At 41.8% G+C, this 24853-nt stretch carries 27 protein-coding genes; 22 read left to right on the top strand and 5 right to left on the bottom strand.

The genetic code is table 11. The features are described from left to right. Nucleotides 1-5 precede the first annotated feature (5 nt). From rsmG to MHH41_RS18670, 5 genes are all read left to right on the top strand, one after another. Nucleotides 6-725 carry a 16S rRNA (guanine(527)-N(7))-methyltransferase RsmG gene (gene rsmG / locus MHH41_RS18690; RefSeq protein ID WP_003215161.1) on the top strand — a complete coding sequence of 240 codons (720 nt, stop codon included), beginning with the start codon at nt 6-8 and terminating at the stop codon, nt 723-725. 105 nt (nt 726-830) lie between these two features. Next, nucleotides 831-1706: a nucleoid occlusion protein gene (gene noc / locus MHH41_RS18685; protein ID WP_003214896.1), complete on the top strand. Its 876-nt coding sequence runs from the start codon at nt 831-833 to the stop codon at nt 1704-1706. 118 nt (nt 1707-1824) lie between these two features. Next, nucleotides 1825-2649 (top strand): orthopoxovirus pf05708 family protein, encoded by an 825-nt coding sequence (locus MHH41_RS18680; RefSeq protein ID WP_268459991.1) that lies wholly within the window; start codon nt 1825-1827, stop codon nt 2647-2649. 236 nt (nt 2650-2885) lie between these two features. Further along, on the top strand, nt 2886-3647 hold the full coding sequence (gene soj, locus MHH41_RS18675; RefSeq protein ID WP_034620351.1) for a sporulation initiation inhibitor protein Soj: 762 nt from the start codon (nt 2886-2888) through the stop codon (nt 3645-3647). After that, complete coding sequence (locus MHH41_RS18670; RefSeq protein WP_003214953.1) at nt 3640-4494, top strand: ParB/RepB/Spo0J family partition protein; 855 nt, start codon at nt 3640-3642, stop codon at nt 4492-4494. The genes soj and MHH41_RS18670 overlap by 8 nt, the downstream gene beginning before the upstream one ends. A gap of 25 nt (nt 4495-4519) precedes the next feature. Here MHH41_RS18670 and yyaC read toward each other — a convergent pair whose 3' ends face one another. Next, nucleotides 4520-5146, bottom strand: coding sequence for a spore protease YyaC (gene yyaC / locus MHH41_RS18665; protein ID WP_003215235.1), 627 nt, complete (start codon nt 5144-5146; stop codon nt 4520-4522). 72 nt (nt 5147-5218) lie between these two features. Here yyaC and MHH41_RS18660 point away from each other — a divergent pair, with 72 nt between their 5' ends. Then, nucleotides 5219-6274, top strand: coding sequence for a YkvI family membrane protein (locus MHH41_RS18660; protein ID WP_106030161.1), 1056 nt, complete (start codon nt 5219-5221; stop codon nt 6272-6274). Between the two features lie 25 nt (nt 6275-6299). On the opposite strand, the gene MHH41_RS18655 is transcribed toward MHH41_RS18660, so the two are convergent. Then, nucleotides 6300-6710: a hypothetical protein gene (locus MHH41_RS18655; protein ID WP_003215287.1), complete on the bottom strand. Its 411-nt coding sequence runs from the start codon at nt 6708-6710 to the stop codon at nt 6300-6302. A gap of 15 nt (nt 6711-6725) precedes the next feature. Then, on the bottom strand, nt 6726-8045 hold the full coding sequence (locus MHH41_RS18650; protein ID WP_322000095.1) for a hydrolase: 1320 nt from the start codon (nt 8043-8045) through the stop codon (nt 6726-6728). Nucleotides 8046-8339: 294 nt separating this feature from the next. Here MHH41_RS18650 and MHH41_RS18645 point away from each other — a divergent pair, with 294 nt between their 5' ends. From MHH41_RS18645 to wrbA, 10 genes are all read left to right on the top strand, one after another. After that, a complete protein-coding gene (locus MHH41_RS18645; RefSeq protein WP_012011910.1) occupies nt 8340-8546 on the top strand; it encodes a DUF951 domain-containing protein in 207 nt (68 codons plus the stop codon). 216 nt (nt 8547-8762) lie between these two features. After that, nucleotides 8763-9863 (top strand): redox-regulated ATPase YchF, encoded by a 1101-nt coding sequence (gene ychF / locus MHH41_RS18640; RefSeq protein ID WP_003214682.1) that lies wholly within the window; start codon nt 8763-8765, stop codon nt 9861-9863. A gap of 108 nt (nt 9864-9971) precedes the next feature. Then, nucleotides 9972-10259, top strand: coding sequence for a 30S ribosomal protein S6 (rpsF, locus tag MHH41_RS18635; RefSeq protein ID WP_003215073.1), 288 nt, complete (start codon nt 9972-9974; stop codon nt 10257-10259). Between the two features lie 36 nt (nt 10260-10295). Continuing rightward, on the top strand, nt 10296-10841 hold the full coding sequence (gene ssbA / locus MHH41_RS18630) for a single-stranded DNA-binding protein SsbA (protein ID WP_003215157.1): 546 nt from the start codon (nt 10296-10298) through the stop codon (nt 10839-10841). A gap of 44 nt (nt 10842-10885) precedes the next feature. Beyond that, nucleotides 10886-11125 (top strand): 30S ribosomal protein S18, encoded by a 240-nt coding sequence (gene rpsR / locus MHH41_RS18625; protein WP_008347556.1) that lies wholly within the window; start codon nt 10886-10888, stop codon nt 11123-11125. A 210-nt stretch (nt 11126-11335) separates the two neighbouring features. Beyond that, nucleotides 11336-12301 (top strand): ABC transporter ATP-binding protein, encoded by a 966-nt coding sequence (locus MHH41_RS18620; protein ID WP_340866655.1) that lies wholly within the window; start codon nt 11336-11338, stop codon nt 12299-12301. Then, nucleotides 12294-13811 (top strand): osmoprotectant update ABC transporter permease/substrate-binding subunit OpuFB, encoded by a 1518-nt coding sequence (gene opuFB / locus MHH41_RS18615; RefSeq protein ID WP_212046505.1) that lies wholly within the window; start codon nt 12294-12296, stop codon nt 13809-13811. Before MHH41_RS18620 ends, opuFB begins: the two co-directional genes overlap by 8 nt. Before the next feature lie 191 nt (nt 13812-14002). Further along, nucleotides 14003-14974 (top strand): ring-cleaving dioxygenase, encoded by a 972-nt coding sequence (locus tag MHH41_RS18610; protein ID WP_284907703.1) that lies wholly within the window; start codon nt 14003-14005, stop codon nt 14972-14974. After that, complete coding sequence (locus MHH41_RS18605) at nt 14971-15579, top strand: alpha/beta hydrolase (RefSeq protein WP_034620304.1); 609 nt, start codon at nt 14971-14973, stop codon at nt 15577-15579. Before MHH41_RS18610 ends, MHH41_RS18605 begins: the two co-directional genes overlap by 4 nt. A gap of 18 nt (nt 15580-15597) precedes the next feature. Beyond that, nucleotides 15598-16266, top strand: coding sequence for an NAD(P)H:quinone oxidoreductase (gene wrbA, locus MHH41_RS18600; protein WP_284907704.1), 669 nt, complete (start codon nt 15598-15600; stop codon nt 16264-16266). A gap of 48 nt (nt 16267-16314) precedes the next feature. Here wrbA and katX read toward each other — a convergent pair whose 3' ends face one another. Further along, the gene (gene katX, locus MHH41_RS18595) at nt 16315-17814 is read right to left on the bottom strand and encodes a catalase KatX (RefSeq protein WP_445661622.1); all 1500 of its coding nucleotides are present in this window, start codon (nt 17812-17814) and stop codon (nt 16315-16317) included. A gap of 194 nt (nt 17815-18008) precedes the next feature. On the opposite strand from katX, the gene MHH41_RS18590 reads away from it, so the two are divergent. The 3 genes from MHH41_RS18590 to MHH41_RS18580 all read left to right on the top strand — a co-directional run bounded on the left by MHH41_RS18590 (nt 18009) and on the right by MHH41_RS18580 (nt 20167). After that, complete coding sequence (locus MHH41_RS18590) at nt 18009-18665, top strand: hypothetical protein (protein ID WP_284907706.1); 657 nt, start codon at nt 18009-18011, stop codon at nt 18663-18665. A gap of 149 nt (nt 18666-18814) precedes the next feature. After that, nucleotides 18815-19309: an RNA polymerase sigma factor gene (locus tag MHH41_RS18585; protein ID WP_212046509.1), complete on the top strand. Its 495-nt coding sequence runs from the start codon at nt 18815-18817 to the stop codon at nt 19307-19309. Further along, nucleotides 19310-20167 (top strand): DUF3298 and DUF4163 domain-containing protein, encoded by an 858-nt coding sequence (locus MHH41_RS18580; protein WP_044139051.1) that lies wholly within the window; start codon nt 19310-19312, stop codon nt 20165-20167. It abuts the gene before it with no gap. 44 nt (nt 20168-20211) lie between these two features. Here the strand turns inward: MHH41_RS18580 and MHH41_RS18575 are convergent, their stop codons facing one another. Next, on the bottom strand, nt 20212-21141 hold the full coding sequence (locus MHH41_RS18575) for a manganese-dependent inorganic pyrophosphatase (RefSeq protein WP_212046510.1): 930 nt from the start codon (nt 21139-21141) through the stop codon (nt 20212-20214). A gap of 302 nt (nt 21142-21443) precedes the next feature. Between MHH41_RS18575 and MHH41_RS18570 the strand changes: the two genes are divergently transcribed. From MHH41_RS18570 to rplI, 3 genes are read left to right on the top strand one after another with little or no spacing between them, the layout of a single operon-like run. Then, nucleotides 21444-22382, top strand: coding sequence for a YybS family protein (locus MHH41_RS18570; RefSeq protein ID WP_212046511.1), 939 nt, complete (start codon nt 21444-21446; stop codon nt 22380-22382). A 30-nt stretch (nt 22383-22412) separates the two neighbouring features. Then, on the top strand, nt 22413-24392 hold the full coding sequence (locus MHH41_RS18565; RefSeq protein WP_003214961.1) for a DHH family phosphoesterase: 1980 nt from the start codon (nt 22413-22415) through the stop codon (nt 24390-24392). Further along, nucleotides 24389-24838 carry a 50S ribosomal protein L9 gene (gene rplI, locus MHH41_RS18560; protein WP_044139055.1) on the top strand — a complete coding sequence of 150 codons (450 nt, stop codon included), beginning with the start codon at nt 24389-24391 and terminating at the stop codon, nt 24836-24838. The genes MHH41_RS18565 and rplI overlap by 4 nt, the downstream gene beginning before the upstream one ends. The last annotated feature ends 15 nt before the right edge of the window (nt 24839-24853 follow it).

Raw genomic sequence — 24853 nt, 5'->3', positions numbered from 1 at the left:
TCGGCATGAACATTGAACAATTTACAGCAGCACTAGAGGAGAAAGGGATGACTCTTTCTCCTGTGCAGCTTGAACAATTTGAAACTTACTTCCGCATGCTTGTAGAATGGAACGAGAAAATGAATTTGACGTCCATTACTGAAAAGGAAGAAGTGTATTTAAAGCATTTTTATGATTCAATTTCCGCATCATTTTTCATTGATTTTCACAAAGTAACGACGATTTGCGATATAGGAGCTGGTGCTGGTTTCCCAAGCATTCCTCTTAAAATTTGCTTCCCTCATCTACATGTGACCATTGTTGATTCTCTTCAGAAACGAATTACGTTTCTCAATGAGTTAGCAAAAGGGTTAAACTTACAAGATACTACTTTTTATCATGATCGTGCGGAGACGTTTGGACAACGTAAGGAAAAGCGTGAAAGCTATGATCTTGTCACTGCTAGAGCAGTTGCGCGTTTATCCGTCTTGAGCGAACTATGTCTGCCCCTTGTAAAAAAGGAAGGATTGTTTGTGGCATTAAAAGCATCTGCTGCTGATGAAGAAATGCAAGCAGGGAAGAAAGCCGTTACTGTCCTCGGAGGAGAGGTTGTTGAAAAGCATTCCTTTGTCCTTCCTTTAGAAGAAAGCGAACGGAACATCATTGTCATTGAAAAGAAAAAGCAAACACCAAAAAAATATCCTAGAAAACCAGGAACACCTAATAAATCACCAATAGAAGGTTGATCATGTAAAAGGTCGGTTTTTCTTCAATATTTAAGATTTTACAGAAGGAAAAAACATGAGAAAATAGAATTATAAAAAGGTAGTTTTTAAAGGTGGTGTAGGTTCATGAAGCATTCACTCTCACGCTTCTTCGGGCTTGGTGACAAAGAACATCCTGAGCGTGAAACCGAAATAGAGGCAGAGATTGCTGAGCATGATACATTAAAGGAAGAGATACAGGAGCTCCCGGTCGACACAATTATGCCAAACCGTTTTCAGCCACGCACCATTTTTTCAGAAGAAAAGATACATGAGCTGGCCACGACGATTCATACCCATGGCATTATCCAACCTATTGTTGTCAGACCGACAGAAGAAGAAGGAAAATATGAACTGATCGCCGGCGAAAGACGTTGGAGAGCGGTACAGACTCTTCACTGGGAGAAAATCCCCGCTATTATAAAAGATTTTACTGATACGGAAACGGCATCTGTGGCATTGATTGAAAATTTGCAAAGAGAAGAGCTGTCTGCTATTGAAGAGGCTCATGCCTATGCACGTCTTTTAGAGCTTCATGATTTAACACAGGAAGCGCTTGCTCAGCGTCTAGGTAAGGGACAATCAACTGTTGCAAACAAATTAAGACTTTTAAAGTTGCCTGAAGAGGTACAACAGGCCATCCTAGAGAAAAAAATCTCTGAAAGGCATGCACGTTCACTTGTACCCCTAAAGCTTCCAGAATTACAAATCGCGCTATTGCAGGAAATCATCGAAAAACAGCTGAATGTAAAACAGACTGAAGAGCGTGTAGTGAAAATGCTTGAACAAAAAACAGATCGCAAACCGAAGCCAAAACGTAAGGCGTTTAGTCGTGATACACGAATTGCGATGAATACCATTCGTCAGTCTCTCCATATGGTAGAAGACAGCGGGCTTAAAATAAATACCGAGGAAGAAGAATTTGAGGAATATATCCAATTAACAATTCGGATTCCTAAATAGAAAAAAGCTGATGAGAGCCACTCGTCAGCTTTTTTTATTGGTTCTACTTTATATTTACTTATTATTCACAAATTGGTAAAATATGATTTTCATAGAGGAAAGGAGGTGACATGACTCGATGAAAATGAAAAAGACGAATTTTGTTATTATTTGTTATTTACTATTTTCTTTTTCTCTTTTTACAAATGAAACAACCACATTTGCTGTGAATTCGCCAACGGTTCCTGCAGAAGAAAGTCCGCTGACCAAAAAAGAACTGAACGTCCTGAAGAAACAAGGTGTTGTTTCGAAGGAGATCACTTTAGATCAATTAAATCATGAGCATGAGTCTCAGGACGACACAATTGACCTGATTTCAGCTGGCGATCATTTGAAGGCTTATGGCTTACAACAAAACAAGCAGGATGAGTTTGTGACGGATGAAAAGCCGCACACCATCAAGCGCCTTTTAGGAAAGCCGTATCCTGGTACTGATATTTTGCCTAAAAAAGGGGATATATTGGTGACAAACACTGATGCTTTGAAGGGCATCGTTGGACATGCAGGTATCGTCATTAATGAGAAGAGCTTTGCTTCTATTCCAGGGTTTCGACAGCATCCTCAGCTTGATTCCATTCTTAACTGGTTTCGCTATAATGCCAATACAAAGGTCATTCGTATTAATCAAGAGAAAACAGCAGACCTAGCTGGGGAATGGGCGCGCGATTATGTGAAAGCTCATCCAAAGGCTCGATACTCCATCACCATGTCTATTCAATCACTGGACCCGACTTATTGTTCAAAGATTGTGTGGCAGGCCTATGCCAAAACAGGCGATGCTGTAGGACATGCGACATTTACCATTAAGACCCCCTATGGATTCTTAAAAAAGAGAAGCTATAAAACGGTGACCCCTAAGATTATTGTGAACGAAGGCCGTACAATTGGTGGATTACATTTTTGACAAGTGCCCCTCACTTATGATGGAAGTGAGGGTTTTTTATGCATATCTTTTTCTCCAAAAAGATATATTGATATATTTTTTACTACGTTTAAGTTCGTCTTTTCATGTACGAAAATAGACATTTGCTGACGAATATATAATGGAGAAACAAAAAAAGCAAACGTTTCATACTTTTTTTGATAGAATAGGAAGTATGAATGAATGAGAAACTTGTTAAGTTGAAAGTGGGTGACATCGTGGGAAAAATCATAGCGATTACCAACCAGAAGGGCGGCGTTGGGAAGACGACAACTTCTGTTAATTTGAGTGCGTGTTTAGCATACATAGGTAAACGAGTGTTGTTAGTTGATATTGATCCGCAGGGCAATGCCACGAGTGGTATTGGGATTGAGAAGGCCGACGTAGAGAAGTGCGTGTACGATATTTTAGTTGATGATGCAGATGTTCTTGATGTGATTAAGACGACAGAGGTCGAAAATCTTGATGTCATTCCTGCGACAATACAGCTTGCAGGGGCTGAAATAGAGCTTGTGCCTACGATTTCACGTGAAGTGAGATTGAAGAGAGCACTTGAATCTGTTAAGCAAAATTATGATTATATGATTATTGACTGCCCGCCATCACTCGGATTACTGACGATTAATGCGTTAACAGCATCCGATTCCGTTTTAATCCCGGTACAGTGCGAATATTATGCGCTTGAAGGATTGAGCCAGTTGTTAAACACCGTTCGTCTCGTGCAAAAACATTTAAATACGGATCTCGCCATTGAAGGTGTCTTGCTGACAATGCTTGATGCACGAACAAATCTTGGGATTCAAGTCATCGAAGAAGTGAAGAAATACTTTAGAGATAAAGTCTATCAGACCGTGATTCCGCGAAATGTAAGACTGAGTGAAGCGCCTAGTCATGGGAAACCGATTATCTTGTATGATCCACGTTCAAGAGGTGCAGATGTCTATTTAGACTTAGCAAAGGAAGTGGATGCGAATGGCTAAAGGTCTTGGAAAGGGTATTAATGCACTATTTAACACTGTAGACTCAAATGAAGAAACGGTTGAAGAAATCAAAATAAAGGATTTGCGTCCAAACCCGTATCAGCCAAGGAAAACGTTTGATGAAGATGCATTGTCTGATCTCAAAGAATCCATTCAGCAGCACGGTGTTTTACAGCCGATCATTGTCCGTAAATCGATTAAAGGATATGACATTGTAGCAGGTGAACGTCGTTTCCGTGCAGCACAACAAGCTGGTCTGACAACGATTCCTGCGATCGTCAGAGAATTTTCAGAAACGCTGATGAGAGAGATTGCCCTTTTAGAAAATCTGCAACGCGAGGATTTATCTCCATTAGAAGAAGCGGAAGCCTATGCTTCCTTACTAGATCACTTAAGTGTGACGCAAGAGGAATTAGCGAAGCGATTAGGGAAGAGCAGACCGCATATTGCGAACCATCTCCGTCTTTTGACTTTACCGGATGAAGTACAAAAGCTGATTGCAGATGGAAAGTTATCAATGGGTCATGGAAGAACATTGCTTAGCTTGAAAAATAAAAATAAGCTGGCGCCATTGGTAAAGAAAATTGTGGACGAGGGGTTAAACGTACGTCAGGTTGAGAAACTTGTTCAGCAATTAAACGAAAATGTTCCACGTGAAACAAAGAAAAAAGAAGCACCAAAAGATCGAGTGTTGAAAGAAAGAGAGTCTTTCTTACAAAACTACTTTGGCACTTCAGTGTCGATCAAGAAACAGAAGAAAAAAGGAAAAATAGAGATTGAATTTCTCTCCAACGAAGATTTAGAAAGAATCCTCGAATTGCTTTCTACAAGAGAATCATCAGAGTGACCATCTTGATACGAGATGGTCTTTTTTATATTCTCCCAGTGATATTTTGAATAGGAGCGAAGAGAGAACGGCTTTTTTCTCTTGTCCAATCCATTTGATCAATATGAGATAGACTTTCAGAAAGTGTGTTGGCCATAGACATGACAAGATGAAGGCGTGTGTTTTGGAGAACGAAGTATTCCATAAAGCCGCTCACATTGACGATCCCATTAATATGAATATCTCCTACCTCTGGCAGTTCCTTTTGTACACCTGCTCCAGGCTTTAACGGTCCATCTCCAATTTGGAAGGAGCCTACACTTTTCACTCTTCCTAAACAGGCATCAATCGCTACAATAAACGGATGTTTATGAGCTTGTTCAATTTCGGCGAGCTTTTCTTTTAAATTGACCGCATGAACTGGGTCAGAGAGCGTGCCATATACATGAAGCTTTTTCAAATCAAGACCTGAAAGCTTTGTACCAACAAGTGGACCTAGAGAGTCGCCAGTTGAGCGGTCTGTTCCAATACAAACGATGGCAACGGGTCTTTTTCCTGCTTTCTGAAGATGCGAGAATAAAATACTTTTAAGCTGTTGAATGGCGTTTGTATCCGTATGGGACACGTATTCTTTCACCCTATTTCTAAAAAAAAGACCGTTCTTGCTATTCATAGGTCTCACTTCCTTGTCATAGTAGTTAGTAACAGTATACGGAAACAAGCTTAATTCTATACCTATGAGGTGATGATTGTGTGGAAGGCTGGTTCAAGGTGGACGCTTTTAATTTTAGGAAGCTTAATAGGAGCGGGGTATGCTTCCGGCCAAGAAATTTGGCAGTTTTTTGGCATTGATAGTGGACTAGCCATTCTACTGTTTACATTGATGTTTATGCTGTCTACCTATGTGGTGTTGAAAATCAGTTATGAGGTACGTGCCGATCACTTTGTGCCAGTGCTAGAGCGGCTTGTCGGTCCATGGCTGGCTAAAGTGTATGATGTTTTAATTGTCCTTTATTTATTCACGACAACGACAGTCATGATTGCCGGTGGCGGGGTGACACTCGAGATGTATCATGTGCCATTTTGGATTGGCATCGGTGCATTTTGTCTGTTTTCATTTATGATTTTTTTCTGGGATGTGAAAGGGCTTTTATCTGTGAATGCTTTCATTATACCAATTTTGGTGGCGGGGCTCATCTATGCATTTGTTTTTTATTATATGAACCATGATCATATGTGGCGGATTGATTTTGGGCAGCAGTACAATTGGCCTGCCAGCATTGTCTTTGCTTCTTTGAATATATTATCTGTAGTCGCAGTGCTGTCTTCGGTTGGAAAAGAAATGAAGGGGCTTGGCGAGGCAAAAGTGGCGAGTATATTAAGCGGCCTGATTTTTGGGGTCATCTCGTACGTGTATAACGAAATACTGGTTGATATTTCTGGGAGCCTATCAGCAGAAGGCATTCCTTTGTTTACAGTATTAGAAGGAGCGCCGACATCATTGTTTGTGTTTATGACTGTTGTCCTTTGTCTAGCCATTTATACGACGACAGCGGCAGGTTTATTTGGTTTATCGAGCCGAATGCTCTCTTTTGTACCATTGCCCCGCTGGCTGGTTGTGTTCGTGATGCTTCTGTTGATGGCGCCTTTGACATCTCTTGGGTTTGCCGATTTAATTGCTTTCTTGTATCCGATATACAGCTTGCTGAATCTTTATTTGCTTGTCTGTTTAATGCTATATCCGATTTTAAGTAAAAAGATATTTTCTCGCCCTAAAAATTATATTGATAAAATAAAATAAGCACCTCTCTTTGTCAGAGCTGTGCTTATTTTATCCGAATAGAGTCAATGGCGTCTTTGATATCATCATAGACTGGCATTTGCTTGAGACGCTGAAGGCGTTCCTCTAATTCTGAAATGGCTTGTCCCTTTAAATGCTGGGAGATGTGTTGCTTGACAATGGTCGTCTGGTTGATCATGTCTTCGGTTTTAGACAATTGATACTCCAAGTGCACGCGAGTGTTTGCTAATTCGTCATGCAGTCGCATTTTGAGCAGCCGTTTTAGATCTTTTCGCTGTCCTTCTCTTCGTAGGGCCTGAATTGCGGCTATTTCTTCTGGGGACTGCGTTTGCGTTTGTGGTGCCGATTGATTTTCAAATACAGACATGGATCGGCGGGTACTCACATTTTGCAAGAAACGCTGGGCGTCACTAGGAGGTTTATTTTGATTGATCATGCGGCGACTCCTTTCTTAATGAATACCCATTTGCATCGCAAGGCGCCTATCTGCCTTGGCGTAATCATCACCCATTGTGTACATATGTCTTGAAAGGGAAGAAAGTTCTTGTTCGTAATCTCTCAAGGTGTACAGGGCATTCAGTTGTTTTTCGTGTGAATAAAAGGAGGAATGATGTTGTTCCATCCTCACTTCTTCTACCAATGCTTCCACATCACTTGAACTTAATAAATCATAGTGGCCAAAGCCGATGAGTCCTTTGAGCTCTTGTTTTACATGCTGGACGGCGTCTTTTACACTTTCATCGATCCCATCGATTTTATCAAATATAGTGTGTACTTCATGTTCAATCACACTTTGGAGATCGTAGGATGAATTTTTCAGTAAATGGGATTTTATGATAATTTCTAGACCGCTTTGTGCATATGCACGTCCAGAATGGATTTCTTGCAACAGCAAGGCTGTAAAACTTGTATTATGATCAAGCTGTTCATCTAAAATCCGGGCAGATCCATCTTTGTGGAATGAATACCCATTTCCTTTTAAACTCCCAGAAATAAGAGCTAAAAAGGCATTTGTATCAAAGGATTCGTTCCATTCTATATTCATAGACGCAAAAGCTGATTTTAAAAAGGTGTCAATTTCTCTTTGTTTATATTTAACGGATTCTTGGGCGTCGCCTTGCTGCCTTGGCGGTACGGTGTACTTCACTTGACCAACTCCATGATCATGGCGATTGAGTAAACCTACATAATGACTGGGTTGAATATATTCAGTCAAGATCCGTTTATATTGACCTTGCTGCGCTTTCTGCTGAATCGAAGGCGCCAGACTGCTCCATATATTTGGGCTATCAAAGGTGACGGCTTTTTTGACAGCTGGCTGTTCTGTCGCAACATAAGCACAAACAGCACCGGCAAGGGCTTGTCCAGTGAGATAGATACCTGCATTGGGATGCTTCTGGCTGACTTGCTCTATGTATTCCTTCCCTTTAAAAAAGACATGATCTTGATTGCTATCAAGGGACTTCCTTTCAATGGGATAGGCATAATCCGTTTTGAGCAATGACTGTGCCGCGGTGTGTACATCTTGTGGCGAGGTCACCGGCATTTGCTTTGGCATCGGACAGTGAAAAGCGACGATGAACTCGTCTGATTGTTCAGGCTGCATCGTTAAACCATATAATTGATGATCGACCTTGAGAAAATCATGGACAGTGAGCGTTTGCTGACCTATTTCTATCGTATGGTGCTGCTGGTAATTGTCTATGTTTCCAGCATGATCGGATATGATTTTATATTCTTTATCAGTTAATCTATCCTTTCGATTGACCATCGTACCTGCTCCCTCACATAACATTTATGCAGATATCATAAATCAAAAAATATGGAAAAACCACAGCGTTCTACCAATAAAAACCTTTTGACCTACGGTGTTTGTGACAATATTGAAAAAAAGCGGAGTTTAAGTAACTATTGGTCACAAATAAAATGATCTAAAAGAAGGGTTTTTTCTATAAAAAAGAATAGGATGAACGATTGAAAGAGGGTCTTTGCTTTGTGCATTGCTCTTCATCGCCGTTTTTTTGTACAATAGATTCAATGAAGTGAGCAAGAGAGGTGAAAGCTGATGGCAGACAAAGCGTTTGGGTTACATGACGTCGTTGAAATGAAAAAGCCCCATCCATGTGGTGTCAATCGGTGGAAAGTGATTCGGTTGGGCATGGATATTCGCATTAAATGTGAAGGCTGCGGGCATAGCGTCATGATCCCAAGAAGAGACTTTGAAAGAAAAATGAAGAAAATTCTCGTCAAGCATGAGGAGCCAACTGCTTAAGTAGGCCTCATGCTTTTTTAATGAAATTCTTCTTTTGTATAGAAGAATTAGATGCAAATTCCCGTTTTGAAGGATTGATTTATTCTTTTTGGCAATGTTTCTTCTATTGATAATGCATAACGGTTAGCTTGTCTTTTCATGTAAACCTACTTATAATTGCTCTAGGTTCATATTACGCAGTATAACGAGCACGTTTGATATAGAGGAGATGAAAGAATGGCTTTAACAGCTGGTATTGTTGGCTTACCTAACGTCGGGAAGTCAACGCTATTTAATGCAATTACACAGGCTGGAGCGGAGTCTGCTAACTATCCGTTTTGTACCATTGATCCAAACGTCGGAATTGTAGAAGTTCCAGACGAACGTTTGCAAAAACTAACAGAATTGGTGCAGCCGAAAAAGACAGTTCCGACTGCTTTTGAATTCACTGATATTGCTGGTATTGTCAAAGGGGCTTCAAAAGGTGAAGGTTTAGGGAATAAATTCCTTTCTCACATTCGTCAAGTAGATGCGATCTGTCACGTGGTGAGAGCTTTTGCAGATGATAACATCACACACGTATCAGGTAAGGTTGACCCTGTGTCAGATATCGAAACCATTAATTTAGAGTTGATTTTGGCTGATTTAGAAACAGTTGAAAAACGTTTGGCTCGTGTGAGTAAGCTTGCAAAACAAAAGGATAAGGAAGCGGTAGCTGAATTTGATATTTTGTCGAAGCTAATGAACGCATTTGAAGCTGGGAAATCGGCAAGATCTGTAGAATTTACAGATGAGCAGCAAAAGCTTGTGAAACAGCTTCATTTACTCACATCTAAACCAGTTCTTTATGTAGCAAATGTGAGTGAGGATGAAGTAGCAGATCATGACGGCAACGAATATGTGCAGCAAATCCGTGAGTTTGCTTCTAGTGAAAATGCTGAAGTCATCGTCGTATGTGCGAAGATCGAGTCTGAAATTGCAGAGCTTGAAGGAGAAGAGAAGCAAATGTTCCTTGAAGAGCTTGGCATCAAAGAGTCAGGTCTAGATCAGCTGATTCAAGCATCTTATTCACTTCTTGGTTTAGCTACTTATTTCACAGCAGGTGAGCAGGAAGTACGCGCTTGGACGTTTAAAAAGGGAATGAAAGCACCGGAATGTGCTGGAATCATTCATACGGACTTTGAACGTGGGTTTATTCGTGCTGAAACGGTTGCATATGAAGATTTACTTGCTGGTGGAAGCATGTCTGCTGCAAAAGAGGCTGGAAAAGTCCGTCTAGAAGGTAAAGAATATGTAGTGAAAGATGGAGACGTCATTCATTTCCGTTTTAATGTATAGGTTCTTGTCATAGGCCAAGTAATTTGTTATAATATACAATTGTGAGTAATATAATTTATTGCTCCTTGCCCGTATAGGGCCGCTTAGACCAAAAGGAGGTGCAATCAGATGAGAAAGTACGAAGTTATGTACATCATCCGCCCAACAGTTGACGATGAGGCTAAAAAAGCAGTTATCGAGCGTTTCAATAACGTGTTAACTTCTAACGGTGCGGAGATCACTGGAACAAAGGATTGGGGTAAACGTCGTCTTGCATACGAAATCAACGATTTCCGTGAAGGCTTCTACCAAATCGTAAACGTTCAATCTGACGCTGCAGCAGTTCAAGAATTTGACCGCTTAGCTAAGATCAGTGACGATATCATTCGCCACATTGTTGTTAAAGAAGAAGTATAAATCATTGAAATATATATTTAAAGGTGGTCTTTCAATATGCTAAACCGTGTTGTATTGGTCGGAAGACTAACAAAAGACCCTGAGCTTCGCTACACGCCTAATGGTGCGGCTGTAGCCACGTTTACTCTAGCTGTGAATCGTACGTTTACGAATCAATCTGGAGAGCGTGAAGCCGATTTCATTAACTGTGTTACTTGGAGAAGACAAGCCGAGAACGTGGCTAATTTCTTGAAAAAAGGAAGTCTTGCCGGTGTAGACGGTCGTTTGCAGACAAGAAACTATGAAAATCAGCAAGGACAGCGTGTCTTCGTGACAGAAGTTCAAGCTGAAAGTGTTCAATTTCTTGAGCCTAAGAGCGGCGGTGCTGGTTCAGGTGGATACAGCGGCGGTGGTAATAGCGGAGGCCAGTATTATGGCGGTAGCCAAAACGATCAGAATCCATTTGGAAATGAACCAAGTCAAAATCCATATGGCAATCAAAGCAACCAACAAAATCGTAATCAGGGAAATAGCTTCAATGATGACCCATTTGCGAATGACGGTAAACCGATTGACATCTCCGATGATGATTTGCCATTCTAATTGATCTGAAAAAACTAATGACTAAAGGAAAGGTGTGAAAACAAATGGCAGGTGGACGCAGAGGCGGTCGTGCGAAACGTCGTAAGGTATGTTTCTTTACTTCTAACGGTATCACGCACATCGATTACAAAGATGTTGATCTTCTTAGAAAGTTTGTTTCTGAGCGTGGTAAAATTTTACCTCGTCGTGTAACAGGAACTAGCGCTAAGTATCAACGTAAATTGACATTAGCGATTAAAAAATCACGTCAAATGGCATTACTTCCATACGTTACTGGTGAGTAAGTCGTTGACTTAAAAGCGGAGAGCCTCGAGCTCTCCGCTTTTTTTATTGTCTCAAGAAGATCTCATCCGAACTGACTAGAGCTGTTTTTGGCGGGCTCCTTAGGGGAAGTATGTAAAAGAGAGTAAAAGTGACAGTTTGTTCTATACAAATATGGGGTCGATCTGTCATATTGGTAGTCTAGAAAATAATTGCAGTCAGGGCGTGGGAAGATGATTGAATTTAAGAAGGTATCGATGCAATTTTCAGATGAGCGTTATGCCGTTGAATCCGTTGATTTAGAGATTCAAAAGGGTGAGTTTTTTGTATTCATTGGACCTAGTGGAAGCGGGAAAACGACGACATTGAAAATGATCAATCGTCTCATTTCTTCTACAGAAGGTGAGATTTACATAAAGGGTCAAAAAATAAATGATTATGATCTGTATGAGCTGCGCTGGGATATTGGGTATGTTCTGCAGCAAATTGCTCTTTTTCCTCATATGACCATTGAAGAAAATATCGCTGTAGTACCAGAGCTCAAACAATGGAGCCGGTATGAGATCAATAAGCGAGTGGATGAATTGATGCAGATGGTTGGGCTTGATCCAGCTATGTATCGACATCGGAAGCCGTCAGAGCTATCTGGTGGACAGCAGCAGCGTGTCGGTGTGGCACGCGCACTTGCAGCTGATCCTGAGATTATCCTGATGGATGAACCATTTAGTGCGTTAGATCCACTAACGAGGGAGAAATTGCAGGATGATCTGCTTGATTTGCAGCGCCGTATTCAAAAGACCATTGTTTTCGTGACGCATGATATGCAGGAGGCGATGCGGCTTGGTGATCGAATTTGTATCATGAAGGAAGGGAAAGTGGTGCAGATTGGTCGTCCAAAGGAATTGGTTCAACACCCAGTCAATGCTTTTGTTCGGGAGTTTGTCTCAGGTGCTGCTCGCCATGTAGGACAACAAGCGTTTGAGCTAGAGGCCATGGCTAGACCAATGCCTCATGAGTCTCTTTTAGGCTATGAAGCGATCACAGCACATGCCACGCTGGATGAGGTCTTATCCCAATTGGCAAAGCATGAGGAATTGGCTGTGGAAAAGGATGGGGAGCGAATTGGACTAGTGAATCGTCAAGCTGTGATTCAGTTTTTAGCTGATTCACCTAGTGAGAGGGGCGAGTCACATGAATGATTGGATCAGTGTGTTATTGGATCGAAAAGAACAATTGGGACACGCCTTGCTTGAGCATATTCAAATTTCGTTTATTGCTTTATTTTTAGCCATTTTGATTGCCATTCCCTTAGGTATCTATTTAACGAGGGTGCCAAAGCTTGCAGAATGGGTGATTGGGGTGACGGCGGTCTTGCAAACAATCCCGTCGCTTGCGCTGCTTGGCCTGCTGATTCCTCTCGTTGGGATTGGGCAAGTGCCTGCGATTATTGCGCTTGTCGTTTATGCCTTACTCCCTATTTTAAGAAATACATATACAGGCATTCAGGAGGTCGATCCTTCCCTGAGAGAAGCGGCGCTTGCCATGGGAATGAATCACCGCAAACGATTATTAAAAGTAGAGCTGCCTCTGGCCATGCCAGTCATCATGGCAGGTATCCGAACCGGGATGGTTCTCATTGTGGGAACTGCCACACTTGCCGCACTGATCGGAGCTGGGGGATTAGGAAGTCTGATTTTGCTGGGAATTGACCGAAATGATATGTCACTCATTGTCATTGGCGCTATACCAGCAGCCTTACTCGCACTCTTATTTGATGTGGTGCTGCGTACGTTTGAGAAAATTTCTTTTAAAAAGACTGTGATTTCTGTGACGGTTTTTGCTGTGATTGCAGGAGCTATTGTCGCGGGCCCAGCACTTTTTCAACAAGAAAAAAAAGAAATCACCATCGGTGGAAAGCTAGGATCAGAGCCTGAAATTCTGATCTCGATGTATAAGCTTTTAATTGAACAGGATACGGATATTCAAGTCAATCTTAAGCCTGGTCTTGGCAAGACGTCTTTTGTTTTTCAAGCTTTACGTTCTGGTGATATTGACATTTATCCTGAGTTTACGGGTACTGCAATTTCTGAGTTCCTTAAACAAACAGCGAAAAGCACAGATAAAGAAAAAGTGTATGAGCAAGCGCGGCGCGGTTTGGAATCATCCTTTCAGCTCCGCCTTCTTGAGCCGATGGCTTACAACAATACGTATGCTTTAGCCGTGCCTCAGTCGCTAGCTGATCAATATGATGTATCCAATATTTCTGATCTAGCTAAAATCAAGAATCGCATAAAGGCTGGATTCACCTTAGAATTTTCTGATCGACAGGACGGGTATCGAGGTATTCAAAAGACCTATCAATTTTCCTTTGATGATGTAGTGACGATGGAACCGAAGCTTCGGTATCGAGCGATTCAAAAAGGAGATATCAATTTAGTCGATGCCTATTCGACAGACAGTGAATTGAGGCAATACAAATTAAAGGTGCTTGATGATGATCAGCATGTTTTCCCGCCATATCAAGGAGCACCGCTGTTAAGGCAGGAGACATTAACGGAGTACCCTGAGATTGAGGCTTCTCTCAATAAGCTTGGTGGTCAAATCACAGACGATGAGATGAGAGAAATGAATTATGAAGTGAATGTGAAAGGTAAGGATGCATTTCAGGTAGCGAAAGCCTATTTAAAAAAGAAAAAATTACTGCGATAATCATGGAAGAGCAGGTCTGTTATGTAAAAGCAGACCTGCTTTTTTAAAAGGAAAAACAAAAATCGTTGACTTTTATTTAAAAACATCATATCCTTAATTCGAGATAAATATATTTTTTTGTTTTAATATCTCGAATTCGAGATAATATAAAGACGTCAGTAAAGACATAATGAATAGAGGCTTGTTACTTCATGATTAGGAGGTCATTAGAAGTGAAGAAAACAGAAGGAATTCACCATATCACTGCAATTGTAGGGCATCCTCAGGAGAACGTTGATTTTTATGCAGGTGTTTTAGGACTTCGTCTCGTGAAGAAGACCGTGAATTTTGATGATCCAGGTACTTACCATTTATATTTTGGAAATGAAGGAGGATCTCCGGGAACGATTATCACGTTTTTCCCTTGGCCAGGTGCTCAAAAGGGACAAATTGGCGCAGGTCAAGTGGGCGTGACGACATATGTTGTACCGCCAGGCGCTTTCTCTTTCTGGAAGGAACGTCTTGAGCAATTTGATATTTCTTATGAAATGGTTGAACGCTTTGATGAAGCCTTTCTCTCATTTGAAGATCCACACGGCTTGTTGATTGAGCTAGTAGAACGTGCGGAGGGAAAACAAAATGATTGGACATTTAACGGCGTTACGCCAGATGTTGCGATCAAAGGATTTGGCGGAGCTGTTTTGTTAACATCACAGCCTGAGCAAACGATGCAGCTACTAGAACAAACAATGGGTTTTGAACGAGTTGGAGCAGAAGAGGACTATGTGAGATTCCGTTCGTTTGGTGAGATAGGCAATGTCATTGATGTGAACAAGACACCTGTTGCACGCGGACGTATGGGTGTTGGAGTGGTGCATCATATTGCATGGAGAGCGACAGATGATCAGGATCAATTAGATTGGCAAAGACATATTGCACAAAGCGGGTATCAAGTGACACCTGTGCAAGATCGAAATTACTTCAATGCCATTTATTTTAGAGAGCTTGGCGGTATATTATTTGAAATTGCGACTGATCCTCCAGGGTTTGCACACGATGAATCAGTGGAAACTATGGGTGAAGCATTGAAACTGCCACCGCAATATGAAGCGCAGCGCAGTCAGATTGAACAAATTGTGCTGCCTATTGAGGTAAGAGAAATCAAAGGGAAAGGAGATTTATGATGAAACATCTTTTTCGAAAAGGAAAGAATGAACAAAGACCTGTTTTGTTATTACTGCATGGTACTGGCGGGACGGAAGAAGATTTATTGCCGCTTGCCGATTTAGTAGATGCTGACGCATCCGTTCTTAGTGTGAGAGGGAATGTGTTGGAAAACGGTATGCCGCGCTTTTTCAGACGTTTAGCAGAGGGTGTTTTCGATGAGCAGGATTTAATTGAGCGGACAGAGGAACTGTATACATTTATCGGAGAAGCAGCAGATGAATATGGGTTCGATCGTCACAATGTCGTCGCTCTCGGATATTCCAATGGGGCGAACATTGCAGGAAGTCTTTTATTCCATTACGAGGATGCGTTAAAAGGAGCGATCCTGCATCATCCAATGGTTCCAAGACGCGGAGTTTCATTGCCTTCATTGGCGGGGAAACAAGTCTTTATCGCAGCTGGTGAAAATGACCCAATGTGCCGTCCAGAGGAATCACAGGAGCTTGAGCAATTGCTGCAAGGCGCAGGCGCTTCGGTCACACTACATTGGGAAAATCGCGGACATCAGCTAACGAGAGAAGAAGTCGATGCTGCGGCATTATGGTATCGTCGTCAATTTTAATGAAGGTAGGGAATATAGATGGGATTTTTACAGAAGCTTTTTGGGCAAAATAAACAAAAGGAGATGGAACAAATGGAAAACGTAAAATTAGCAATTATTTATTATAGTTCAACAGGTACAAACTATCAGATGGCAAAATGGGCAGAGGCTGGAGCGAAAGAAGCTGGCGCTGAAGTGAAAGTATTAAAGGTTGCTGAATTGGCACCAGAAGCAGTTGTAGCATCAAATCCAGCATGGAAAGCACATTTAGACGAAACAAAGGATGTCCCAGAGGTTCAATTAAGTGATTTAGAGTGGGCAGATGCCATCATCTTTAGCATGCCAACACGTTTTGGTAACCTACCGGCTCAAATGAAGCAATTCTTAGACACAACTGGCGGCTTATGGTTCCAAGGGAAATTGGCAAACAAAGCAGTGAGTGCGATGACCTCTGCACAAAACCCAAATGGCGGGCAGGAGCAGACCATTCTCAGTCTTTACACAACGATGTTCCACTGGGGAGCGATTATTGCCGCTCCTGGATACACAGATGACTCATTATACGGTGCAGGGGGCAACCCTTACGGCGTGAGTGTCACTGTTGACCAAAATGGAAAGATCCAAGAGGACGCAGAAGCTGCTGCAAAACATCAAGCAAAACGTACAGTCAATGTAGCAGAATGGATCAAAAAAGGTCAAAACGCTTAATCAATGAATACAAAAAGAATGCAGCCCAGGCGCTGCATTTTTTTTTATTTAATAAGGATCTGATGGTGTGCTGTTGTTAATCGCTTCGTCTACAGCTTGTGCGGCGCCTGTAGATCCTATAGGTCCGCTTGGCTGCTCTTGTTTAAAAGCTTTTAAGCCGTCAGCGACACGCTTTCCGTAATCAGGGTCAGCCTTTGTAAAGTTTTCGATCATTTGCTCTTGAATGTCTTTTTGACAGGTCGCAAGGGTGTTGACTAAGTTCTTAATCAATTCTTCACGTTCCCAATCATTGAAGCGGCGATACGTTTCTCCGGCTTGTCCGAAGTTGTTTGGGCGGTCAATGGCTTCCCGTTTGACGTTACCCTCTACAAAAGGCGTATGATCCTTTCCATCCTGCTTGGCTTCTTTTAATCCGCCGAGGATCGATGGTTCATAATTCACATGGGGATTTTGTCCTTTGCCTTGATCGACATGGTATTCCATTTGCCCATCTCTTTGATTCGTGGCGACATGTTTTTTCGGTGCATTGATCGGCAGCTGTAAATAGTTCGGTCCCACACGATATCGCTGCGTATCAGAGTAAGAGAAGGTGCGCCCTTGAAGCAACTTATCATCTGAGAAATCCAAACCGTCTACGAGAACGCCAGTCCCAAAGGCAACCTGCTCAACTTCTGCGAAATAATTTTCTGGATTTTTATTTAATACCATCCGTCCGATCGGTTTCCATGGATAGTCATCCTTGTACCAAAGCTTTGTCGGATCAAGCGGATCAAAATCGAGGTGAGGGTGGGCATCATCTTCCATGATCTGCGCATAGACCTCCCATTCAGGATGATCTCCTTGCTCAATGGCTTCATATAAATCCTGTGTGGCATGATTAAAGTTTTCACCTTGTATCGCTTGAGCCTGTTCTTGCGTCAGGTTGCGAATCCCTTGCTTCGGTTCAAAGTGATATTTGACCAGCACTGCTTTTCCTTCATGGTTCACCCATTTGTACGCATGGACACCTGAGCCTTGCATGTGCCGATAGGTTGCTGGGATGCCCCAAGGTGAGAAGAGAAATGTCACCATATGCGTCGCTTCAGGAGATTGCGAAACGAAATCAAAAATACGCTCGCCGTCCTGCCGATTGGTGACAGGATCAGGCTTAAAGGCATGAACCAAATCTGGAAACTTCAAAGCATCTCGGATAAAGAAAATTTTCAGGTTGTTTCCAACGAGGTCCCAGTTGCCTTCTTCTGTATAAAATTTAATCGCAAACCCTCTCGGATCGCGCAACGTTTCTGGCGAATGACCGCCGTGAATGACAGAAGAAAAACGAACGAAAACAGGAGTCTTTTTTCCTTTTTCCTGAAATAACTTCGCTCTTGTATAAGTGGAAATGGGCTCGTCACCGAATGTGCCATAGGCTTCAAAATAACCGTGAGCTCCGGCCCCGCGCGCATGGACGACACGTTCAGGAATACGTTCGCGATCAAAATGACTGATTTTCTCTAGGAAATCGTAGTTTTCAAGCGTAGTGGGCCCTCTATTCCCAACGGTTCTCATATTTTGATTGTCTGTTACGGGATGACCTTGACGATTTGTTAAAGTGTCTTCTGACTCTGAAGATGGTTTAGGGTGTTGATCTTCTTTCAATTAAATCCCTCCTTCAATATCTCCCTAACAATATGGTCATCTTTCTCCCTATTTCATACAAGGATTGATATAATGATTGAAAACTTTCACGAGGAGCGAACCTGATGATTCGATTACACTGCCTTCATGCCCATCCGTCTAATCAGTCCTATATAGAAGAGGTGTTTGGTGATACAGATATTGAGTTGCATCACACGGTCGATTCATCATTTATAGAACGTGCTACACAAGATCCCGATTTTAATCCTCACAAGCAGCAAACCTATGCCATCAACAAATTGATGAAAGAAGATGAAGCCGACATCATTCTGCTCACGTGTACACAATACATTGCCGCCTTGGGTGATCAGCAGGATCTCTTTAAGCAACCGATTGTTCCGATTGATGAACCGTTATTTGAACAGGTTTGTCAGAAAAAAGGGCCTCTTCAACTTGTGTTTTCAAACCCGAATACAGTGGATGGGACAATGGAGCGGCTTGAATCATATGCAAATGAGCACGGCAAAAAGATTGATGCAGAAGTTATGGTAATGGAGGATATCTTTCACCTTTGCCTAAACGGTGACATGCATGCTTATGAGAAGCAAATTAAAAAGCAACTCAGAAGATGTATGCAAAAAAGTGGAGACATTTGCGTGATGCAGCTATCGATGGTTCATGCGGCACAGCAGATGGAAGAGGAGACAGGCGTTCCGATCATTCATCCGCTTTCTCCACTTAAACAGTTTGTCCATCAAACAATATCTGCTTTGAAAGAGTGAACCTGTCTGGTTCACTCTTTTTGTATAGAAATGGAAATGGAATGACATGTTAAAAAAATAACCGAGCACAAACTATTTCCAAAAGGTGCGCGTCTATCCATTGTAAGAAATAACCGATGCGCATTTAAGATAAAGGAGCTCTTTGTAAAATGAAGAAACGAAAAATTGAGGATCAATTTGCTGATTACGTAATGGAGCATAAACACAGTTTTTATCGATTGTCCTATAGTTATGTCAAAAACCCAGAAGATGCGATGGATGTCGTTCAAGAGGCGATTCATAAAGCACTCAAATCTGTTCACCGATTAGAGGATGCGACCAAGATGCATAGCTGGTTTTATAAAATCGTGGTGAACGCAGCCCTAGACTTTTTACGAAAGAAGAAGCGGGTGCAGGTGACAGACGATGACACGCTTGAATTCTTATCACAGGGTGAATTAGATGTCTATGAAGATCAAGATGTCAGACGAGCCATAGAGGATTTGCCCGACATGTACCGGGTCATCATTATCTTGAGATTCTTTGAAGATTTAAAACTAGAGGACATCGCCCACATTCTCGAAGAAAACGAAAACACCATCAAAACAAGATTATATAAGGCGTTGCGGCTTTTAAAAGTAGAATTATCGCAGGAGGAAATATAAATGGATAAGTATTTGGAACAGTTAAAAGAGGAATATTTAGAAATCCCTATTCCGCCGGAATATGATGCTATGGTTGAACGGACATTAAAACGAAAAAACAAAAAACCTCATTTTCAGCAATGGACGATCGGACTTGTTGCTGCGGCTGCTCTATTTGTCACGACTGTGAATGTCAGTCCACAGGCGGCAAGAGCGATTTCGGAGATACCTGTCATTGGCGAGCTGGTGAAAGTCGTGACATTCACAGAATTTAAAAAGAGCGATCAAGGAACGAATATTGACCTTAAAACACCACACGTTTCAGGGCTTGGGGACGGAAAATTACAAGACAGCCTGAATCAAAAATATTTAGCTGAAAATAAAAAGCTGTATCAAGATTTTGAGAAGGAAACAAAGGGTTATAAAAATGGTCATTTAAGTGTAGAGAGCGGATATGAAGTGAGAACAAACAATGATCAAATTCTTTCACTAGGTCGATACAAGGTGACGACTCAAGCTTCTGCGGCAGAGGAAATGACGTATGATACGGTGGATAAGAAAAATCATGTACTCATTACATTACCAAGCTTGTTTAAAGATGACCGTTATATTGATGTGATTAGTGAAAATATTAAAGACCAAATGAAGAAACAGATGAAAGAGGATTCAAATAAGATTTATTGGATTACCAAGCAAGATACGGTTGATCCGTTTAAGAAGATTCAGCCAGATCAAAGCTTCTATATCAATTCAAAAGGCAAACTGGTGATTTCCTTTAATGAATATGATGTGGCGCCTGGTTACATGGGTGTAGTGGAATTTACGATTCCAACAAGTGTGTTAAAGGATGTCCTTGTAAGTGATATGTACATTCATTAAAAGAAGAAACAAGACTGCTGAACATGTCAGCAGTCTTGTTGTGTTTATGAAGAAAGTGCGTCTGTCAGTGCAGGTACGACTTGTTTCTTTCTTGATACAACACCTTTTAGTAAAGCGGTGTTGTTTTCAAGTGTGACGTTAAATGCTTTTTCTACTTTTGCAGCTTCGGCACCGAGTGCAAGTGCAAGAGAGTCATTTTCTAGGATGTCTGTGATCACTAGAACGAATAGATCAAGACCTTTCGCTGCGATGACTTCATTGATTTTCGCTTCAATATCAGCCTGTCTTGCTGTAACTTCTGCGATATCTACTGTATTGACTTGCGCAATTTCCACTTTGCTATTTCCTAGTGCGAATTCTTTTGCATCAATTGTAATTAGTTCTTGAACCGTTTTTTGGCTTAGGTCAGCGCCAGCTTTTAGCATGTCTAGGCCGTAAACTTCTGGATCTACCCCTGCGATTTTTGCGAGCTCATGCGCAGCATCAATGTCTTGTTGTGTGCATGTTGGTGATTTGAATAGCAAGGAATCAGAAATGATTGCAGATAAAAGTAAACCAGCGATTTCTTTTTCAATCTTCACTTGGTTCTCTTTGTACATTTTGTTTAAGATTGTTGCTGTACAGCCAACAGGCTCAGCGCGATAGTATAGAGGTTCACTTGTTTCAAAGTTGGCAATACGGTGATGGTCAATGACCTCAGTCACTTGTACTTGATCAATATCGCTTACACTTTGTTGGAATTCGTTATGATCGACAAGAATGACTTGCTTTGTTTCGTTTGCAGCCGTTTCAATGAAACGAGGTGCTTCTTGTTTAAAGAAATCTAATGCGTATTGTGTTTCTCCATTGATTTCTCCAAGTCTGACGGCTTCTGCTTCGACGCCGATTTTGTTTTTTAGATCAGCGTAAGCGATAGCAGAGCAAATCGTGTCTGTGTCAGGGTTTTTGTGTCCGAATACGAGTGTTTTTCCCATGTGAATTCTCCTTCTTACATTTATTGATGATGCTTCTATTCTAACAGCTTTTGACCTTGAATTCAGGGTTTATAGCTAAGAATAATCTAAAAAATTGTAACATGCTGTTTGAAAAGTTGCATGTACGAATCGATATCAGTGTTCCACGTGAAACGCTCCTAAGATAGCCTGCATTTTACTTGCGATTTACCGCTATGGTAAAATAAAGGTTGGGGTAAGACATGGTGTAGCTTACATCGTACGTATACATAGAAGGACACATTGAGCAAGATATAGTAAAAGGATTAGATAGAGGTGAAGGTGTGAAACAAACAAAAGCGTTAGTAGAGGGCGCTATCATGATCAGTATTTTCTCTGTCATGACGCTGTTTTATTTGTATGTGCCGCTATTATCCATTATTTTTTTTCTAGCTGCTCCGATTCCGATCATCCTCTATACAATCAGGCACGGCTTGAAAAAAGGAATTGCTGCTGGCGCTATTGGGATAGTGATCAGCTTTTTAATTGGATCTATTAATGGACTCATGACGGCACCAATTCTGATTGCTGTCGGATTAGGCATGGGTGTTTTCTACAGCAGACGGCAGCCTGGGAATGCCATCATTGCAGGTGCGCTGATCTATTTATTCAGTTTCCTTATCTCCTTTGTTGTCAGTGTTCAGCTTTTTCAAGTCGATATCATGGGTATCGCGAAAGAGTCGATTGAGCAAATGATTCCGATGTTAGAGAGTGTCTTAAAGCAATCCGGCGCTTCTGAGCAGGACATTGCGAAGCAGCTGAAGCAGTTCAGAGAGATGCAGGATGCTGCATTGAGTGCTTTACCTGTCGCGCTGTTGATGTTAGTTACGCTGACGGCGTTCGTGAACCACTGGTTTGTGAAGCCTCTGATCAAACGGTTTGTCAAAGACATGCCAGCCTTGAAGAAATTTAAGGATATGCGGCTGCCAAAAAGCATGGTATGGTATTATTTACTCACACTGCTTTTGATGCTGATTCAGACGGAAAAAGGCAGCTTTTTATCGCTCGTTCAAACGAGTGCGTTTCAAATTTTATTTATACTGGTGCTTATTCAGGGATTTTCTTTTATCTTCTATTATTGCCACGAAAAAAGCATCTCAAAAGCGGTGCCCATTTTCGCTATCGTGTTAGGGGTTCTCTATCCGCCAGTCGCTGTGATTGTGCGTATTATAGGGATTGCTGACATAGGCTTTGATTTAAGAGAAAAAGTAAAAAACAAATAATTCACTCTGAATGTTGAGGAGTTGATATCAGTGCCAAGCTTCTATAGAAAACCTGTCATCAAGTATCCGATCATCGCTTTGATTTTCCTTGCGGTGGTCACAGTCCTCCTCAACCTTTATTATAATTGGATCATAGGAGCGGTTGGTCTTTTAGTCCTTGCAGGTGTGCTCTACTTCTTAAAGTGGGCAGATACGCAAGTGCAAAAAGAGATTGATTCATATATTTCAACATTATCCTATCGAGTCAAAAAGGTTGGAGAAGAAGCATTAATGGAAATGCCAATTGGTATTATGCTGTTTAATGACCAGTATTATATCGAATGGACAAATCCATTTCTCGCTTCGTGTTTTCATGAAAGCACGCTTGTCGGCAGATCCTTGTATGATACATTCGAGTCCATTGTGCCTCTTATTAAACAAGAGGTCGAGACAGAAAATGTGACGCTGAATGACCGAAAATTCAAAGTCATTATTAAACGGTCAGAGCGCCTTTTATATTTCTTTGATGTCACAGAACAGGTACAAATTGAAAGACAGTACGAAAATGAACGAACGGTGTTATCTTATATCTTTTTAGACAATTACGATGATGTCACGCAGGGTCTTGACGATCAGGTGCGCAGCACCATTAATAGTGAAGTGACGTCTCTGTTAAACAATTGGGCACAGGAATATGGCATTTTCCTGAAGCGAATTTCGTCCGAACGATTTATGGCGGTTCTAAATGAGAGCATTTTAGCAGAGCTGGAAGCGTCGAAATTCTCTATTCTAGACGAGGTCCGTGAGAAAACAGGAGCGCATAGTGCGACGCTTACCTTGAGTATCGGGATCGGTGCGTCCGTACCTTCTTTAAAAGAGCTTGGGGCACTTGCGCAGTCGAGTCTTGATCTTGCCCTCGGACGAGGCGGGGATCAGGTAGCCATTAAGCAGCCGAATGGAAAAGTGAAATTCTACGGCGGAAAAACGAATCCAATGGAGAAACGGACACGTGTACGCGCACGAGTCATTTCTCATGCTTTAAAAGAAATTGTTTCTGAAAGCGGAAATGTCATGATCATGGGGCATAAGTTCCCAGACATGGACTCAATCGGTGCATCCATTGGGATTTTAAAGGTCGCCCAGGCTAATGGGAAAGAAGGCTATATTGTCATTGATGCCAACCAGATTGGGGACAGTGTTCAACGTTTGATTAGTGAAATTAAGAATTATGAAGATCTTTGGTCACGTTTTATCACCCCAGAGGAAGCCATGGAGCTTGCGAAGGATGACACGCTGCTTGTGGTCGTGGATACACATAAACCGTCTCTCGTCATGGAAGAACGACTACTCAATAAAATTGAAAATATCGTGGTCATTGACCATCATAGACGCGGCGAGGAGTTTATCCGTGACCCATTACTTGTCTATATGGAGCCGTATGCTTCATCCACAGCAGAGCTTGTGACAGAGCTTTTAGAGTATCAGCCGAAGAAATTGCGCATTAACATGATTGAAGCTACTGCGCTTCTCGCAGGGATCATCGTTGATACGAAGAGTTTCTCGCTGAGAACGGGATCAAGAACGTTTGATGCAGCATCCTATCTTCGTGCGAAGGGGGCAGATCCTGTCCTTGTGCAAAAATTCCTAAAAGAGACCGTCGATCATTACATCAAACGGGCAAAGCTCATTCAGCATACAGATCTGTATCAAAATCAGGTGGCGATTGCTTCATTACCGTCAGACAGCTCGGAGTATTATGATCAAATCACGATTGCCCAGACGGCAGATTCCCTGTTGTCAATGAGTGAGGTAGAAGCGTCCTTTGCTGTCGCTAGACGAGATGACAACACGGTGTGCATTAGTGCGAGATCATTAGGAGATATCAACGTCCAAATTATCATGGAAGCGTTAGATGGCGGCGGTCATTTAACTAACGCTGCAACCCAAATGTATGGTATAACCATTGAAGAAGCGGTAGAGCAGTTAAAAGCTGCCATTGATGAATATTTCGAAGGAGGGGTTCAAAGATGAAAGTCATCTTTCTAAAAGACGTAAAAGGCAAAGGGAAAAAAGGCGAAGTCAAGAATGTAGCTGACGGATACGCTCACAACTTTCTCATCAAACAAGGGTTAGCAGTTGAAGCAAACCCAACGAACCTAAGCGCATTGGAAGGGCAGAAGAACAAAGAGAAAAAGAATGCCATCCAAGAGCTTGAACAAGCGAAACAATTAAAAGAAACACTTGAGGCGCTAACAGTGGAACTAACAGCAAAATCAGGTGAAGGCGGCCGTCTGTTTGGATCTATTACAAGCAAACAAATTGCTGATAAATTGCAAAAAGATCATCAAATCAAAGTCGATAAGCGCAAAATCGAGCTGAATGACGCCATCCGTGCATTAGGTTACACAAATGTACCGGTGAAGCTTCATCCAGAGGTACAAGCAACATTAAAGGTACACGTGACAGAACAAGCATAAACCGAAAAGAACCCG

The sequence above is a fragment of the Bacillus sp. FSL K6-1145 genome, assembly GCF_038003425.1.
Lineage (GTDB): Bacteria > Bacillota > Bacilli > Bacillales > Bacillaceae > Bacillus > Bacillus pumilus.
Note: the sequence above shows the minus strand (reverse complement) of the source record. Positions and strands in the feature narration are given on the sequence as shown.